Raw genomic sequence first — 15,264 nt, 5'->3', positions numbered from 1 at the left:
GCGGTGGTTGCTCAGGAACGCGCGGGCCGGAGCCGCAGCGTCAGGATCTGGAACGGGCGCAGCTCCAGCGCGACGCCGCCGTCCCCGGCCCGCTCCGCGGCCCGCAGTGGACGCTCCAGCAGATCCGTCACCGTCGCGTCGGCGACCGGGAACGCCGTCGAGAGGGTGCCGGCCACCCGGCCGCCGCGCGACTCGTAGAGCCGCACCACCACATCGCCCGAGCGGTCGTCGGCGAGTTTCACCGCCTCGACGGTGATCGACGGGTGATCGGCGGACACCAGTGACGGCACCGCCGGCGCCCCGGCGATCCGCAGCGGCAGATTCAGCGCCAGCCCCTCGGCCACCGCGTCGCCGGTCCCGGCGCCCGGCAGCAGCGCGTAGGTGAAGCGGTGCGTGCCCTGGTCGGTCTCCGGGTCGGGGCTGTGCGGAGCGCGCAGCAGGGTCAGCCGGACGGTGGTTCCGGTACGTCCCGCGTGCACGGTGCGGGTCACGTCATGGCCGTACGTCGAGTCGTTGAGCACCGCGACGCCGTAGCCGGGCTCGGCGACCCGCAGCCAGCGGTGCGCGCAGATCTCGAAACGCGCCGCGTCCCAGCTGGTGTTGGTGTGCGTCGGGCGGAAGACATGGCCGAACTGGATCTCGGACGCGCTGCGGTCGGCGTGCACATCGACCGGGAAGGCCGCCTTGAGCACCTTCTCGGACTCGTGCCAGTCCACCTCGGTGACGAAGTCCAGCCGCGAGCTGCCGGCGCGCAGCCGGAGGTCCTGGCGTACCCGGGACGATCCGAAGGCCCGTACGGTGCGCACCACCGCGAGCAGCGGGCCGGTGGCGGTCGCCGCGACCGACTCGGCGGCCGTCAGATCGGTGCGCCGCCGGCGGTAGTGCCGGTCGATGTCCCAGGCGTCCCACTTGTTGGGGTGGTCGGGATGCAGCTGCAGCAGGTTGCCGCGGGTGCCGGGCGCCAGCACCTCGCGTCCGCCGGCCCGCAGATCGACGACGGAGGCCAGCAGCCCGTCCGCGTCGACGACGACCCGCAGCAGGCCGTTGTCGAGGACGTGCGTGCCACCGCTGACGGTGACCGTGACCGGGGTGTGCCCGGGGTCGGTACCGGCCAGCGGCGCGGAGCCGAGCGCGGGCACCCGGACGGCGACCGCCGCCCGGCCGTCCGCCAGCCGCTGGGCGCCGATGCCGTCCGGCAGCCCGGCGGCGTCGGCCTCGACCACCTCGTCCCGGCCGTACGGTGCGGCGTTGAGGACGGCGGGGGCGCCACCGCCCAGCGACCGGACGGCGGCGGTGGTGATCCCCGTCAGCTCCTCGCGCACCCGCTCGTAGGTGTCGCGGGCCTCGCGGTGCACCCAGGCGATCGAGCTGCCCGGCAGGATGTCGTGGAACTGGTGCAGCAGCACCGTCTTCCAGATCCGGTCCAGATCGTCGTACGGATAGCCGTACGACGGGTCGCGCAGCGCCGCGGTGGTGGCCCAGAGCTCGGCCTCCCGCAGCAGGTGTTCACTGCGCCGGTTGCCCTGCTTGGTCTTCGCCTGGGTGGTGTACGTGGCCCGGTGCAGCTCCAGGTACATCTCGCCGGACCAGACCGGCGCCTCGCGGGCGTACTCGCGTTCCGCCGCCGCGAAGAAGGCGGCCGGTTTCTCGATGTCGACCCGCGGTGAGCCCTCCAGCGACCGCAGCCTGCGGGCCTTCTCCATCATCTCCCGGGTCGGGCCGCCGCCGCCGTCACCCCAGCCGAACGGCACCAGGGAACGGGTGGCGCGGCCCTTCTCGGCGAAGTTCCGTACCGCGCGGGCGAGTTCGTGGCCTGCGAAGTGCGAGTTGTAGGTGTCGACGGGTGGGAAGTGGGTGAACACCCGCGTTCCGTCGATGCCTTCCCACCAGAACGTGTGGTGCGGCATCTTGTTGGACTGGTTCCACGACAGCTTCTGGGTGAGGAACCAGCGGACCCCGGCCAGCTCCGCCAGCTGCGGGAAGGCGGCGGTGTAGCCGAACGAGTCCGGCAGCCAGACCTCCTCGGTCTCCACTCCCAGCTCGTCGAGGAAGAACCGCTTGCCGTGCACGAGCTGGCGGGCCAGCGCCTCGCCGCCGGGCATGTTGGCGTCCGGCTCGACCCACATCGACCCGACGGGCGCCCAGGACCCGTCGCGCACGGCCCGCTGGATGCGCTGCCAGATGTGCGGCTGGTGCTCCTTGACCCAGGCGTACTGCTGGGCCTGCGAGCAGGCGAAGACCAGCTCGGGGTACTCCTGGGCGAGCGCGGTGACGTTGGCGAACGTCCGGGACGCCTTGCGGACGGTCTCGCGCAGTGGCCACAGCCAGGCCGAGTCGATATGGGCGTGCCCGGCGGCGGAGATCCGGTGGGCGCTGGCGTGCGCGGGCCGGGACAGCGCCTCGACCAGTTCGGCACGGGCGGCGGGCGCGGTGCCGCGCACATCGTGCAGGTCCAGGGCGTCCAGCATGTTCTCCAGCGCCCGCAGGATCTCGTGCCGGCGCGGTTCGTGCGGGGCCAGCTCGCCCATCAGCTCGGAGAGCACCTCGATGTCCAGCAGCAGATGCCAGACCTGCTCGTCGAGGACCGCCAGGTCGGCGGAGGCGAAACGGTACAGCGGCCGGTCCCCGGCGGTCAGCACGTCGCCGAGCAGGGTGGGGGCGAAGCCGTGCAGCACGGCCGGGTTGGCGGCCGCCTCCAGCAGCAGGTGCACCGGCTCGCCGCCCAGCGCCGAAGCGGTCACCGGGACATGGCGGTTCATCGGATGGATGCCCTTCACCGGCACCCCCGCCGCGTCGTGGACCAGTCCCTCGGCCTGGAACCCCGGTCCCTCGCCGGTGAACCCGGGGTCGATGACCACCTCGACGCGCTGCCCGACCCAGTTCTGCGGCACGGCGCCCTCCAGCCGGAACCAGCTGGTCGACCACGGAGTGCCCCATTCGGTGCCGGGCGCGAAGGGTTCGAAGACCCCCTGCAGCGCCTGTTCCACCGGGACCGGTTCACCCGCCACCTGCCACACGGACAGGGTCAGCGGCACCCGGGCGGCGTACTGGGCGGGCCTGATGAACTGGGTGACCGCCCGGTCCAGACGTCCTTCGACCAACTGCCGGTCGTCGTGCATCGCGGCTCCTGAGGGGGTTCGGGGGTCACCCCCCGGCGGAATCGGCTCATGCGAGGGGTTACCCGTTCCCCCCGCGTCCGCAACAAGGGTCCGTCCGGCCGGTGGTGGGCAGCACTGCCGTGCCCCCGGCGGAACCCGGGCCCATGACTGGATGGCCCTGCGGTGGGCATGCATCCCGACAGGATGTTCGACGGGGATGAGGGCGGCGGCCGGAGCGGAGCGATGGAGCGTCAGCCGAAGGAAGAATGCGGCCACGGACCACGAGGCACCGTCGAGGTGCGGGAACTGCGGCACGCCCTGCGCCACGCGGATCTCTCGGCGATAGCCGAGGCGCGCAGGCTGCTGCGCGAGCAGCTGCGGCACTGGGGTGTGCCGGGACTGGTCGACATCGCCGAACTGCTGGCCAGCGAACTGGTCACCAACGCGCTCCAGCACACGGACGAGGGAGCGGTGCTCACCGCGACGCTCTCCGGCGGGCCGGTGCACCGGCTGCGCGTCGAGGTGCACGACCACGCGGCCAGGCGCCCCCGGCTGCACACACCGGGCGAGAACGCCACGTCGGGCCGCGGGCTGCTGCTCGTGCAGGCGCTCGCCGATTCCTGGGGTGTGCGCTCACTGGGCACCGGGAAGATCGTCTGGTTCGAGCTGGCCGTCGACACCGCCTGACATGACGATGTGTCGCCCGAGGATCAGCCGAACTGCCGTTCCAGGTCCTGGAGTTTGCGCTCCAGTGAATCCAGCCGGGGGATCGTCAGCGTGTCGTCCTCGGCCGTGAGGTCGACGGTGAGCGGCGCTTCCGCCGGCACCGGTGACGCCGCCGGCAGTTCGGACCGCTCCGAGCGCTCCGGCTGGAAGGGGGGACGCGGGCGCACCGGCAGTTCGGCCGTCCCGGCGGTTATGACGGGCTCCGTGGTGCCGCCCTGACCTCCGCCGCCCGCGCCTCCGCCGGGCAGTTCCGGGCGACGGTCGCCCCGGTCCCGGCTCCAGCCGCGGTGCTGGCGGTTGAGCGCCCTGACCCGGGCCCGCTCCAGCCGGTCGTGGTCGCGGCGGCGGACGTCGTTCACTGCCTTCTGCTTGCGGTCCTCGCGGACCTCCTCCACCGCCTCGTCGAGCGAGCGCACGTTCTCCAGCAGCATCAGCGACCAGGCGCCGTAGGTCTCCAGCGGGGCGCGCATCCAGCGGACCATCCTGATCTGCGGCAGCGGACGCGGCACCAGGCCCTGTTCGCGCAGCGCGGCCCGGCGGGTCTGCTTGAGCGCCCGGTCGAACAGCACCGCCGCCGACAGGGACATCCCGGCGAAGAACTGCGGAGCGCCGGCGTGCTCGATACCGCGTGGCGCGTGCACCCAGTTGAACCAGGCCGCGGCGCCCGCGAACATCCACACCAGCATCCGGGAGCCGAGCGCCGCGTCGCCGTGGCTGGCCTCGCGCACCGCGAGCACCGAGCAGAACATCGCCGCGCCGTCGAGGCCGAACGGGACCAGGTACTCCCAGCCGCCGTCGAGGTTCAGGTTCTGCCGGCCGAAGCCGACCAGTCCGTGGAAGGAGAGCGCCGCGGCGACCGCCGCACAGCAGAAGAGCAGGACGTACGACGCGCTTCCGTAGACCGCTTCCTTGCGGCGCCGGCGTTCCTCGCTGCGCTCCCATGAATCGCTGCCGGGTACGTTCTCGTCGCCGCCGCGCGCACGGCGGTTGCGGAGCGCGACCGCCGAGGCCGCGAGGACCGCCAGGCCCACGGCCCCCGAGAGCGTCCAGTCCAGCGATATGTCGGTAAGTCTCATGTGCGATTCCTAGCGTCGCTTCCGTCGCGCTCGGGCCGCGGGACGGCTTACGGGCGCCATCTTGGCGAACGGCGCACGGACGTGAAGAGGTTTCGCCGGAATAACACGCCTATGGATGGAAAGGTCGAACAGGTCAGCTTGCGACGGCCAGACGTTCGATCCGATCGGCGTCACACGTACGCGGGCAGGTGCCGCAGGTCTCCGTGGGGCGCACCGTGTAGAACAGGCAGCAGGTGACCCGGTCCCGGGTGCCGGACGGCACGCGGTCCGGCAGCGGCCGGGGTGCGCGCAGTTCGCGGAAGCCCGCGCCGCCGGTGTACGGGGCGCTGGTGCCCGGCAGCAGGGCCGTCAGCTCGGACATCGCCCGCTCGCCCTCGCCGAGCAGCTGCCCGACCCGCCACAGTCCCTCGGTGACCTCGTCGGTCGCCATGCCCCACAGGGCGCGCCGGCCGCGCCGCAGCCGGGGCTGGAAGCCGTCCAGCAGCGGCCCGAGGTGCTCGGCGAGCGCGGAGCGCAGTTCCAAACGCAGCGCCTCCTCGGAGTGCACGACGCGGGCTCCGGGGAGAACGGCGGCCGGGTCGTCCGGCAGGCAGCTGAAGTCGTGGGTGCGGACGGTCAGCCGGCCCTGGGTGCGGTGGAACGACACATCTGACACCGGCAGCCACGGGACCCTGCGGTGCAGGAACCAGGGGACGGTGAAGAGCAGACAGGCCGGCCAGGCGTAGCGGTGCAGGCCGAAGCCGGCGATCACATCGGGGCGGGCGCGCTTCCCGTGGTCGCGCAGCACCTGCTGCTCGTCCCAGACCAGGAAGGCGTCCAGGGCCGCTCCGCCCGCCGCCAGCTCGTCGGCGCGCACCCAGCCGTCCCCGCTGCGGGGCGCTTCCTCGGTCACGCGCAGCGAGGGATACGCCCCGGTCAGGCGTGCGTAGGCGGGCGCGGTGACAGGCATGGCGAGCATGGCGGACCGTCCAGAAAGGGTTCCAAGGGAGGTAAGGCTTACCTTATCCGATGGGGTGGGGGTTTAACCTAACGGCACTACGCCACACGAGTGGTGCCGTCCAAGAGGGAAGGACCCGGTGAACGACACCGCCGCCGCGCGCCCTGCGGGAACCCCGTCCGTCCCGCCGCCCCGCCGTCCCGGGCAGGTCCGCGGAACTCACCCGCATGCCGCGGCATGCGCCGGGCCGGCCGATGACACCGTCCCCGCCGAGCGGCGGCTGCCCGAGCGGTACTCGGTGCGCGACCAGGTGCTGAACGCGCTGCGCAGCGCCCTGGTCAGCGGTGAACTGCGGCCCGGCGCCGTCTACTCGGCGCCCTCGCTCGCCGAGCGCTACGGCGTGTCGGCCACACCGGTCCGCGAGGCGATGCAGCTGCTCGCCCGGGAGGGCGCCGTCGAGGCCATGCCCAACCGGGGATTCCGGGTCGCCGAACGCAGTGCGCACGACCTCGCGGAACTGGCGGAGGTCCGGGCCCTCATCGAGGTGCCCGTCGTCCTCGGCCTCGCCCGCACCATCGCCCCCGAACGGTGGGAGGCGCTGCGCCCGCTCGCCGCCGCCACCGTCGCCGCGGCCGCACGCGGCGACCGGGCCGCCTACGCGGACTCCGACCGGCTCTTCCACCGCGCGATGCTCGAACTCTCCGGCAACCACCAACTGGTCGCCGTCGCGGACGAGCTGCACCGGCGCTCCCAGTGGCCGGTGTCCGGACCGTCCCGCACTCCGTCGCGCCCGGCGGAACTGCTCGCCGACGCGACGGAACATGCCGTGCTGCTGGAAGCGCTGGTGGCCGGAGACGTGGTCACGGTCGAATCGCTCGTCCGCGAACACTTCTCCGGCTCCGCCTGGGGTTAACGGGCCGGCCGGTCCCGCCGGATCAGCCGGACTGCGGATCAGCCGGACTCCGGACCAGCCGGTCCCCGGATCAGGCGCTTTCCGCCGGGTGGGGGAGCCAGACCGGGATTCCGCCCAGCAGGGCGTGCAGGCGGGCGGCCTCGGCCCGCAGCGCCGTCGCTGCGGGTTCCGGCTCCACCTCGGCGAGGGCGAGCATGGCCGGGGCCGTGCCCACGAGATAGCCGATGTCCACGCGGATGCGGAGCGACTCGGTGAAGCCCCGGTGCGCCTCGGCGAGATCGCCGTCGGCGGCGGCGAGTCCGGCCAGATGGCGCCAGGTGAACGAGGTCAGCAGCGCGTCGCCGTGGGCGACGGCGCCCGCGTGGGCGCGCCGGTAGGCGGCGCGGGCGGCGGTGGGGTTCTGGGCGACGTTCTCGGCGAACAGACCACGGCGGAAGTCGAGCAGCGGCCTTCCCGGCGACACCTGGCTCAGCAGCGCCGCGCTGCGGCCGAACGCGGCCCGGGCCTCGTCGGCGCGGTCACGGACGGAGAAGAGCGTGGCGGCGTAGGCGAGATGGCCGCGCTCGCACGCGGCGGCGCCCCGCTCCTCGTCACTCCCGGCCAGCGCCTCGGCGGAGCGCAGCGCGTCCTCCGCCTCGGACCAGCCGTCGAGGGTGAACATGCAGCCCTCGACGAGCAGGGCGGCCCGGCGCAGCGCCGTATCCGGGCTGTCGGCGCAGTACGGGGCGAGTATCGCCGCCGCCTCCGCCCAGCAGCCGCGGGCCCTGAGGCGCCACACATCGGGCGTGCCCACCACAGATTCCGGCATGGCGGTATCCGCCACAACCTACCCCCCAAGCGCATCGTCGAGCCAAGTGGTCGAAGTCCAGCATGCCGCAGGGGCCCGCGCCAAGAGGGCGGTGATCAATTGCTCCTGATCCGAGTGATCGAGGGTCCGCCGGGACGGCGTCAGCTCATGCGGAGCGCGAGGAAGAAGTCCAACTTGTCTTCCAGACGCGCGAGATCACGCCCGGTCAGTTGCTCGATCCGGCCGATACGGTACCGCAGAGTGTTCACGTGCAGATGCAGCCGGGTCGCGCAGCGGGTCCAGGAGCCGTCGCACTCCAGGAACGCCTCCAGGGTCGGGATGAGCTCGGCGCGGTGCCGCCGGTCGTAGGCGCGCAGCGGGTCGAGCAGCCGTGCGGTGAAGGCGCGGCGGACGTCGTCCGGCACGAAGGGCAGCAGCAGGACGTGCGAGGCGAGCTCCTCGTGCCCCGCCACGCAGACCCGCCCGGGGCGGGCGGCGGCGACCCGGCGGGCGTGCCGGGCCTCCTCCAGGGCACCGCGCAGTCCCTCGGCGGAGTGCACGGTGGCGCTGACGCCGATGGTGAGCCGTCCGTCGTCGGCCAGACCCCTGCTGAGCGGGCCCCGCAGGGTGTCGAGCAGGCCGTCGGCGCGCCAGTCGTCGGTGAAGCCGCCGTCGGACGGGTCGGCGGGCGGCAGCGGTACGAGGGCCATCGCCTCGTCGCCCGCGTGCGCCACCGCGATGCGGTCGGTGGGGTCGGGGCCGATGGCGGCCGGGTCGACCAGCGCCTCCTCCAGCAGCATCTGGGCGGCCGGCCCCGCGGGCACCTCGCCGCCCGCCCAGTCGACCCGGGCGACGACGACCTGCCAGTGCGGCGCGGCGCTGAGCCCGGGGACCAGGACGGGGGCGGCGACCCGCAGCCGGGCGGCGATCTCGGCCGGCGGCGAGCCGGCCTGGACCAGTTCCAGCACCTCGTGGGCGAGCCGGCGGCGCACGGTGCGCGCGGCGTCGTGGCGGTCCCGCTCGACGGCGATCAGCTGGGTGACGCCCTGCAGCAGGTCGAGCCGCTCCGCGGGCCAGTCCCCGGCGTCGGCGTCGACGGCGAGGAACCAGTCGGAGAGCAGGGTGGCCCGGACATCGGCCACGGGGGTGGTGCCGCCGGTGCGGATCGGGAAGAGCGAGTACGTGTTGGTGGTGCCGCCGGACGCGATCGACGTGCGGTGCGGGGAGGGCCGGGCGGTGCGCATGGCGGCCAGATGGGCGCCGGCGAGCTCGGCACGCACCGCGGTGGGCAGCGGATGCTCCGAACCGGCGATCTGCCGTCCGGTGGCGGACAACACCCAGGCGCGCAGGTCCAGGTCGGTGCCGAGCAGATCCAGCACGGCGTCGGGGCCGCCGCCCGCGGGGCCCGACGACATCAGCCGCCGGTGCCGGTCCACGACCGCGGCCAGATCGCCGGCCCGCTCCGTGGAGACCTGCCGGACGACGTGCTCGGTGATCGAGGCGAAGGCGACGTTCTCGTCCACGGCGAACAGCGGCAGCCGGTGGCGGAAGCAGGCCGCCACCAGATCGTCGGGGATGGAGCCCAGCTCGGCCTCGCCCGCCGCGAGTCCCGCTACACCGGCCGAGGCGAGGATTCGTACGAATCGCTCGGAGTCCTCCGCTTCGTGCCGCCAGGCGAGTCCTGTGAGCACCAGCTCACCGCCCGTGAGATAACGGCTCGGATCGCGAAGATCCGTGGTCATCACGCCACGGACCGTGCGGTCCAGCTCGTCCTCACCACCGAGCAGGCGCAGGCCCAGAACCTCGGTGTCCAGCAGTGCGCGCAGCCGCATCGTTGTCGCCTTGTCTCGAACGCTTGCCTGGTCAAAGCCCTACCAGGGTGGCGCCTGGTTCGTTCCATTGGTGTTGCCGGTCCGATGCCGCGAGGTTTCGGACGGCGCCCTTTCATAGGAATCTACAAGACATGAGTACTGGCCAGCCAAGTCCTTCATGTTTTCAGTGACTGCACCCGGAAGGGTGGTGGGCCGTGTACTGGGCCCCACGCAGCGTTAACAACACGTGAACAGCCCCGCTCGAGATTCGAGAAGAGAACCCCCATGGACTTCCTGCGCCCCGCAAGCTGGGAGGAGGCGCTCGCCGCAAAGGCCGAGCACCCCACAGCTGTGCCCATCGCGGGCGGCACCGACGTGATGGTCGAGATCAATTTCGACCACCGCCGGCCCGACGTGATGCTGGACCTGAACCGGATCGGTGAGCTGCAGGAGTGGGAGGTGACCGAGGAGACCGTCCGCCTGGGTGCCTCGGTCCCGTACACCCGGATCATGGAGCACCTGCGCACCGAGCTGCCCGGTCTGGCGCTCGCCGCCCACACCGTCGGCTCCCCGCAGATCCGCAACCGCGGCAGCGTCGGCGGCAACCTCGGTGCCGCCTCCCCGGCCGGCGACTCGCACCCGGCCCTGCTGGCCGCGGGCGCCGAGGTCGAGGCCGTCTCCGTCCGCGGTACCCGGCTGATCCCGGTCGAGGAGTTCTACACCGGCGTGAAGCGGAACTCGCTCGCCGCCGATGAACTGATCCGCGCCGTGCACATCAAGAAGGCCGACGGGCCGCAGCAGTTCTCCAAGGTCGGCACCCGCAACGCGATGGTCATCGCGGTCTGCGCGTTCGGCCTGGCGCTGCACCCCGAGACGAGGACGGTCAAGACCGGCATCGGCTCGGCCGCTCCCACCCCGCTCCGCGCCCGCGTCGCCGAGGACTTCCTCACCGCCGCGCTCGAAGAGGGCGGTTTCTGGGAGAACGGCAAGATCATCCCGCCGGCCGTGGCGCGGCAGTTCGCGGAGCTGGTCTCCGGGGCCGCCAACCCCATCGACGACGTACGCGGCACCGCCTCGTACCGCCGTCACGCGCTGGGCGTCATGGCCCGCCGCACGCTCGGCTGGACCTGGGACGAGTACCGTGGGAACGAGAGGACGCAGTCATGCGCGTGACCTTCAATGTCAACGGCCGCCCGCAGGAGGCCGACGACGTCTGGGAAGGCGAGAGCCTTCTCTACGTCCTCCGCGAGCGCATGGGACTCCCGGGCTCGAAGAACGCCTGTGAGCAGGGCGAGTGCGGCTCCTGCACGGTCCGCCTCGACGGTGTTCCGGTGTGTGCGTGCCTGGTGGCCGCCGCTCAGGTCCAGGACCGCGACGTCGTGACCGTGGAGGGCCTGGCGGACTACGCCAAGGACCGCGCGGCCGGCCGCTGCGGTACCGGCGCCTGCGGCACCCCCCTCGGCGAGGCCCAGAAGTGGGCCGCCAAGCCGGCCGACGGGCAGACCGGTGAGAGCACCGAGGCCGGGGACCTGTCCCCGATCCAGGAAGCGTTCATCGACGCCGGCGCCGTGCAGTGCGGTTTCTGCACCCCCGGCCTCCTCGTCGCGGCCGACGAGCTGCTGGAGCGCAACCCGTCCCCGTCCGACCAGGACATCCGCGAGGCCCTCTCGGGCAACCTGTGCCGCTGCACCGGCTACGAGAAGATCCTCGACGCGGTCCGCCTCGCGGCAGCGCGCGGCGCGTCCGTCACAGCCGGAGAGGGCGTCTGATCATGGGCGTTACCCGCAATCCCACGAACATCACCCAGGGCAGCAAGACCAAGGGCGGCCTCGGCGAGTCCACGCTGCGCCCGGACGGCACCCTGAAGGTCACCGGTGAGTTCGCGTACTCCTCGGACATGTGGCACGAGGACATGCTGTGGGGCTTCACGCTCCGCAGCCCGCACGCCCACGCCAAGATCCTCTCGATCGACACCGGCGAGGCGCTCGCCACCTCCGGCGTCTACGCCGTCATGACCCATGACGACCTGCCCGCCTTCACCAAGTACGGGCTGGAGTACAAGGACACCCCGGTCCTGGCCGACGGCGTCGTGCGCTACCACGGTGAGCCGATCGCCATCATCGCCGCCGACCACCCGGAGACCGCCCGCCGCGCGGCCGCCAAGATCAAGGTCGAGTTCGAGCTGCTGCCGCTGGTCATCGACGAGGAGACGGCGCTCGCGGACGGCGCGCCGATCCTGCACCCGAACCGCGACGACCACCACGCGGACCACGTCACGCACCCGAACATCGTGCACCGCCAGCCGATCATCCGCGGCGACGCGAACGAGGCGGCCAAACGCGCCGACATCGTCATCAGCGGTGAGTACGAGGTCGGCATGCAGGACCAGGCCTTCCTCGGCCCGGAGTCCGGCCTGGCCGTGCCCGCCGAGGACGGCGGCGTCGACCTGTACATCGCCACCCAGTGGCTGCACTCGGACCTCGGCCAGCTCAGCCCGGTCCTCGGTCTGCCCGAGGACAAGATCCGTATGACGCTGTCCGGCGTCGGCGGTGCGTTCGGCGGCCGCGAGGACCTGTCGATGCAGGCCCACGCGTGCCTGCTGGCGCTCCGCACCGGCAAGCCGGTCAAGATCGTCTACAACCGCTTCGAGTCCTTCTTCGGCCATGTGCACCGCCACCCGGCGAAGCTCTGGTACGAGCACGGCGTCACCAGCGAAGGCAAGATCACGCACATGAAGTGCCGGATCGTGCTGGACGGCGGCGCCTACGCATCGGCCTCCCCGGCCGTCGTCGGCAACGCCTCCTCGCTGGCGGTCGGCCCGTACGTGATCGACGACGTCGAGATCGAGGCCGTCGCGCTCTACACCAACAACCCGCCCTGCGGCGCGATGCGCGGTTTCGGCGCCGTCCAGGCGTGCTTCGCCTACGAGGCGCAGATGGACAAGCTCGCCGCCGCGCTCGGCATGGACGCGGTCGAGTTCCGCCAGCTCAACGCGATGAGCCAGGGCACGATCATGCCGACCGGCCAGAAGGTCGACTCCCCGGCCCCGGTCGCCGAACTGCTGCGCCGCGTCAAGGCGCTGCCGATGCCGCCCGAGCAGCAGTGGCTGGCCGGTGACGCGGAAGGCCGGTCCATCGACATCCGTGACCTGCCCGGCGCCCTGTCGAACACCACCCACGGCGAGGGTGTCGTGCGCGGGGTCGGCTACGCGGTCGGCATCAAGAACGTCGGCTTCTCCGAGGGCTTCGACGACTACTCCACCGCGCGCGTGCGGCTGGAGGTCATCAACGGCGAACCGGTCGCCATGGTGCACACCGCGATGGCCGAGGTCGGCCAGGGCGGCGTCACCGTGCACGCCCAGATCGCCCGCACCGAGCTGGGCGTCACGCAGGTGACGATCCACCCCGCCGACACACAGGTCGGCTCCGCCGGCTCCACGTCCGCCTCCCGGCAGACGTACGTGACCGGTGGCGCGGTGAAGAACTCCTGCGAGGCCGTCCGCGAGAAGGTCCTGGAACTCGGCCGCGCGAAGTTCGGCACCTACCACCCCGCGTGGGCCACCGCCGAACTCCTCCTCGAGGGCGGCAAGGTCGTCACCGACGGCGGCGAGGTGCTCGCCGATCTGGTGGACGTCATCGAGGGCGAGACCATCGACCTCGAGCTGGAGTGGCGGCACCGCCCGACCCAGGCGTTCGACCTGGTCACCGGGCAGGGCGACGGCCACGTCCAGTACTCGTTCTGCGCCCACCGCGCGGTCGTCGAGGTCGACACCGAACTGGGCCTGGTCAAGGTCATCGAGCTGGCCGCGGCCCAGGACGTCGGCAAGGCGCTCAACCCGCTGTCGGTCGTCGGCCAGATCCAGGGCGGCACCACCCAGGGCCTCGGCCTGGCCGTCATGGAAGAGATCATCGTCGACAAGAACGCGAAGGTACGGAACCCGTCCTTCACCGACTACCTGATCCCCACCATCCTCGACACGCCGACCATCCCGGTCGACGTGCTGGAACTCGCGGACGAGCACGCCCCGTACGGGCTCCGCGGCATCGGTGAGGCCCCGACGCTCTCCTCCACGCCCGCCGTCGTCGCCGCCATCCGCGCCGCGACCGGCCTGGCACTCAAGCGCGTACCGGTCAGGCCCGAACACCTCACCGGCACGTGACGACCTCCGGACGGGGTGGGGGAATGACGATCCCCGCCCCGTCCGGGGCCACCCAGGCGCCACCACTCGGCCTCCGTGGCAACGGCATCCGACCGGACCGGCCGCACCCGCGGCCGCCGGACGGACACCGTCCCGGCCCCTGCCCGGCTTCCGCCGCGCGCACCGGCCAAACCGTTTCATCCCGTTCGCCTCGGGCCGTCCCCCGGGTCGTGCAGCCATAGCAGCATCCCAAAATCCGCACACCATGTGCGGGTGTCCCATTGAACCTTGGGAGTCGGCACCATGACCCAAACCCCTGTAGAGCTGAAGACCACGGCGGAGGACGCGGGCGCGGGCTCGCGCCCGCCGGCCGGACGGTCCTGGCTCGACCGGTACTTCCACATCTCCGAGAGAGAGTCGACGATTCCCCGCGAGGTCCGCGGCGGCATCACGACCTTCATGGCGATGTGCTACATCCTGCTGCTCAACCCGCTCCTGCTGTCCGGCCCGGACGCCAGCGGTCACAAGCTCAGCCATGCGGGACTGATCACCGCGACGGCCCTCGCCGCGGCGGTCTCCACCCTGCTGATGGGATTCCTCGGCAAGGTACCGCTCGCACTCGCCGCGGGACTGAGCGTCTCCGGCGTGCTGGCCACCCAGGTGGCCCCCAACATGACCTGGCCGCAGGCCATGGGCATGTGTGTGATCTACGGCGCCATCATCGTGCTGCTGGTGGTCACCGGGCTCCGCGAGATCGTCATGAACGCGATACCGCTGGCCCTGAAGCACGGCATCACCATCGGCATCGGGATGTTCATCGCCCTCATCGGCCTGGTGAACGCCGGATTCGTCGGCAAGGGTGACGCGAAGGGCACCGCCCCGGTCGCCCTGGGCGTCGGCGGACAGCTCTCCGGCTGGCCGGTCCTGCTCTTCTGCGTCACGCTGCTCCTGATCTTCATGCTGCAGGCCCGCAACATCCCCGGCGCGATCCTGATCGGCATCGTCGTCGGCACGATCCTCTCGGTCGTGGTCAACTCCGTCGGCGGCCTGACCGACAAGGACTGGGGCGGTGCGGCCCCGAAGCTGAACGGCAGCGCGGTCTCCATGCCCGACTTCGGGCTCTTCGGACACGTCGAGTTCGGCGGCTGGGGATCCATCGGCGGTATGACCGTCGGCGTCATCGTCTTCACCCTGGTGCTGGCCGGCTTCTTCGACGCGATGGCCACCATCATCGGCGTCGGCACCGAGGCCAAGCTCGCCGACGAGCAGGGCCGGATGCCCGGCCTCAGCAAGGCACTGTTCATCGACGGTGCGGGTGGTGCGATCGGCGGCGTCGCAGGTGCCTCCGGCCAGACGGTCTTCATCGAGTCGGCCACCGGAGTCGGCGAGGGCGCCCGTACGGGTCTGTCCAGCGTCGTCACCGGTCTGCTCTTCGCGGCCGGCCTGTTCTTCACCCCGCTGGCCCAGATCGTCCCGGGCCAGGTCGCGGCGGCGGCGCTGGTCGTCATCGGCGCGATGATGATGAGCAACGCCCGGCACGTCGACTGGTCGGACCGCTCGGTCTCGGTCCCGGTCTTCCTGACCGTGGTCCTCATGCCCTTCACGTACTCCATCACCGCAGGTGTCGCCGCGGGCGTCATCTCCTACACCGCCATCAAGGCGGCGCAGGGCAAGTGGCGTGAGCCCGGCATCTTCATGTGGGTGCTCACGGCGGTGTTCTTCGTCTTCTTCGCTCTCCACCCCATCGAGAGCTGGCTCGGCGTCAAGTAGAGGAGCTG

At 71.9% G+C, this 15,264-nt stretch carries 11 protein-coding genes; 6 read left to right on the top strand and 5 right to left on the bottom strand.

Annotated features, from left to right (window positions below):
- Positions 1 to 11: 11 nt before the first annotated feature.
- A complete protein-coding gene (locus tag C6N31_RS20300; protein WP_138358048.1) occupies positions 12 to 3,119 on the bottom strand; it encodes an alpha-mannosidase in 3,108 nt (1,035 codons plus the stop codon).
- Between the two features lie 183 nt (positions 3,120 to 3,302).
- Here C6N31_RS20300 and C6N31_RS20295 point away from each other — a divergent pair, with 183 nt between their 5' ends.
- Positions 3,303 to 3,785, top strand: coding sequence for an ATP-binding protein (locus tag C6N31_RS20295; protein WP_381586120.1), 483 nt, complete (start codon positions 3,303 to 3,305; stop codon positions 3,783 to 3,785).
- A 23-nt stretch (positions 3,786 to 3,808) separates the two neighbouring features.
- Here the strand turns inward: C6N31_RS20295 and C6N31_RS20290 are convergent, their stop codons facing one another.
- Positions 3,809 to 4,900 (bottom strand): DUF2637 domain-containing protein, encoded by a 1,092-nt coding sequence (locus C6N31_RS20290; RefSeq protein WP_164295219.1) that lies wholly within the window; start codon positions 4,898 to 4,900, stop codon positions 3,809 to 3,811.
- A 133-nt stretch (positions 4,901 to 5,033) separates the two neighbouring features.
- A complete protein-coding gene (locus C6N31_RS20285) occupies positions 5,034 to 5,858 on the bottom strand; it encodes a (2Fe-2S)-binding protein (RefSeq protein ID WP_138358054.1) in 825 nt (274 codons plus the stop codon).
- A gap of 118 nt (positions 5,859 to 5,976) precedes the next feature.
- Here C6N31_RS20285 and C6N31_RS20280 point away from each other — a divergent pair, with 118 nt between their 5' ends.
- Complete coding sequence (locus C6N31_RS20280; protein ID WP_138358056.1) at positions 5,977 to 6,750, top strand: GntR family transcriptional regulator; 774 nt, start codon at positions 5,977 to 5,979, stop codon at positions 6,748 to 6,750.
- A 70-nt stretch (positions 6,751 to 6,820) separates the two neighbouring features.
- Here the strand turns inward: C6N31_RS20280 and C6N31_RS20275 are convergent, their stop codons facing one another.
- Complete coding sequence (locus tag C6N31_RS20275; RefSeq protein ID WP_138358058.1) at positions 6,821 to 7,558, bottom strand: hypothetical protein; 738 nt, start codon at positions 7,556 to 7,558, stop codon at positions 6,821 to 6,823.
- Between the two features lie 140 nt (positions 7,559 to 7,698).
- Positions 7,699 to 9,369 carry a PucR family transcriptional regulator gene (locus C6N31_RS20270; protein WP_164295216.1) on the bottom strand — a complete coding sequence of 557 codons (1,671 nt, stop codon included), beginning with the start codon at positions 9,367 to 9,369 and terminating at the stop codon, positions 7,699 to 7,701.
- A gap of 264 nt (positions 9,370 to 9,633) precedes the next feature.
- On the opposite strand from C6N31_RS20270, the gene C6N31_RS20265 reads away from it, so the two are divergent.
- The 4 genes from C6N31_RS20265 to C6N31_RS20250 all read left to right on the top strand — a co-directional run bounded on the left by C6N31_RS20265 (position 9,634) and on the right by C6N31_RS20250 (position 15,256).
- Positions 9,634 to 10,521 (top strand): FAD binding domain-containing protein, encoded by an 888-nt coding sequence (locus tag C6N31_RS20265; protein WP_138358062.1) that lies wholly within the window; start codon positions 9,634 to 9,636, stop codon positions 10,519 to 10,521.
- A complete protein-coding gene (locus C6N31_RS20260) occupies positions 10,512 to 11,117 on the top strand; it encodes a (2Fe-2S)-binding protein (RefSeq protein WP_138358064.1) in 606 nt (201 codons plus the stop codon). Before C6N31_RS20265 ends, C6N31_RS20260 begins: the two co-directional genes overlap by 10 nt.
- A 2-nt stretch (positions 11,118 to 11,119) precedes the next feature.
- The gene (locus C6N31_RS20255; protein ID WP_187145053.1) at positions 11,120 to 13,507 is read left to right on the top strand and encodes a xanthine dehydrogenase family protein molybdopterin-binding subunit; all 2,388 of its coding nucleotides are present in this window, start codon (positions 11,120 to 11,122) and stop codon (positions 13,505 to 13,507) included.
- Between the two features lie 282 nt (positions 13,508 to 13,789).
- Positions 13,790 to 15,256: an NCS2 family permease gene (locus C6N31_RS20250; RefSeq protein ID WP_138358066.1), complete on the top strand. Its 1,467-nt coding sequence runs from the start codon at positions 13,790 to 13,792 to the stop codon at positions 15,254 to 15,256.
- Positions 15,257 to 15,264 lie beyond the last annotated feature (8 nt).

The organism is Streptomyces fildesensis (assembly GCF_016107395.1).
GTDB lineage: Bacteria > Actinomycetota > Actinomycetes > Streptomycetales > Streptomycetaceae > Actinacidiphila > Actinacidiphila fildesensis.
The sequence above is the reverse complement of the archived record's forward strand: the minus strand, read 5'-3'. Positions and strand labels throughout refer to the sequence as shown.

What these genes read in the sequence shown, in the direction of transcription:
- C6N31_RS20300 (WP_138358048.1), bottom strand. Translation starts at nt 3,119, where the DNA reads ATGCACGACGACCGGCAGTTGGTCGAAGGACGTCTGGACCGGGCGGTC.
- C6N31_RS20295 (WP_381586120.1), top strand. Translation starts at nt 3,303, where the DNA reads ATGTTCGACGGGGATGAGGGCGGCGGCCGGAGCGGAGCGATGGAGCGT.
- C6N31_RS20290 (WP_164295219.1), bottom strand. Translation starts at nt 4,900, where the DNA reads ATGAGACTTACCGACATATCGCTGGACTGGACGCTCTCGGGGGCCGTG.
- C6N31_RS20285 (WP_138358054.1), bottom strand. Translation starts at nt 5,858, where the DNA reads ATGCTCGCCATGCCTGTCACCGCGCCCGCCTACGCACGCCTGACCGGG.
- C6N31_RS20275 (WP_138358058.1), bottom strand. Translation starts at nt 7,558, where the DNA reads ATGCCGGAATCTGTGGTGGGCACGCCCGATGTGTGGCGCCTCAGGGCC.
- C6N31_RS20270 (WP_164295216.1), bottom strand. Translation starts at nt 9,369, where the DNA reads ATGCGGCTGCGCGCACTGCTGGACACCGAGGTTCTGGGCCTGCGCCTG.
- C6N31_RS20265 (WP_138358062.1), top strand. Translation starts at nt 9,634, where the DNA reads ATGGACTTCCTGCGCCCCGCAAGCTGGGAGGAGGCGCTCGCCGCAAAG.
- C6N31_RS20260 (WP_138358064.1), top strand. Translation starts at nt 10,512, where the DNA reads ATGCGCGTGACCTTCAATGTCAACGGCCGCCCGCAGGAGGCCGACGAC.
- C6N31_RS20255 (WP_187145053.1), top strand. Translation starts at nt 11,120, where the DNA reads ATGGGCGTTACCCGCAATCCCACGAACATCACCCAGGGCAGCAAGACC.
- C6N31_RS20250 (WP_138358066.1), top strand. Translation starts at nt 13,790, where the DNA reads ATGACCCAAACCCCTGTAGAGCTGAAGACCACGGCGGAGGACGCGGGC.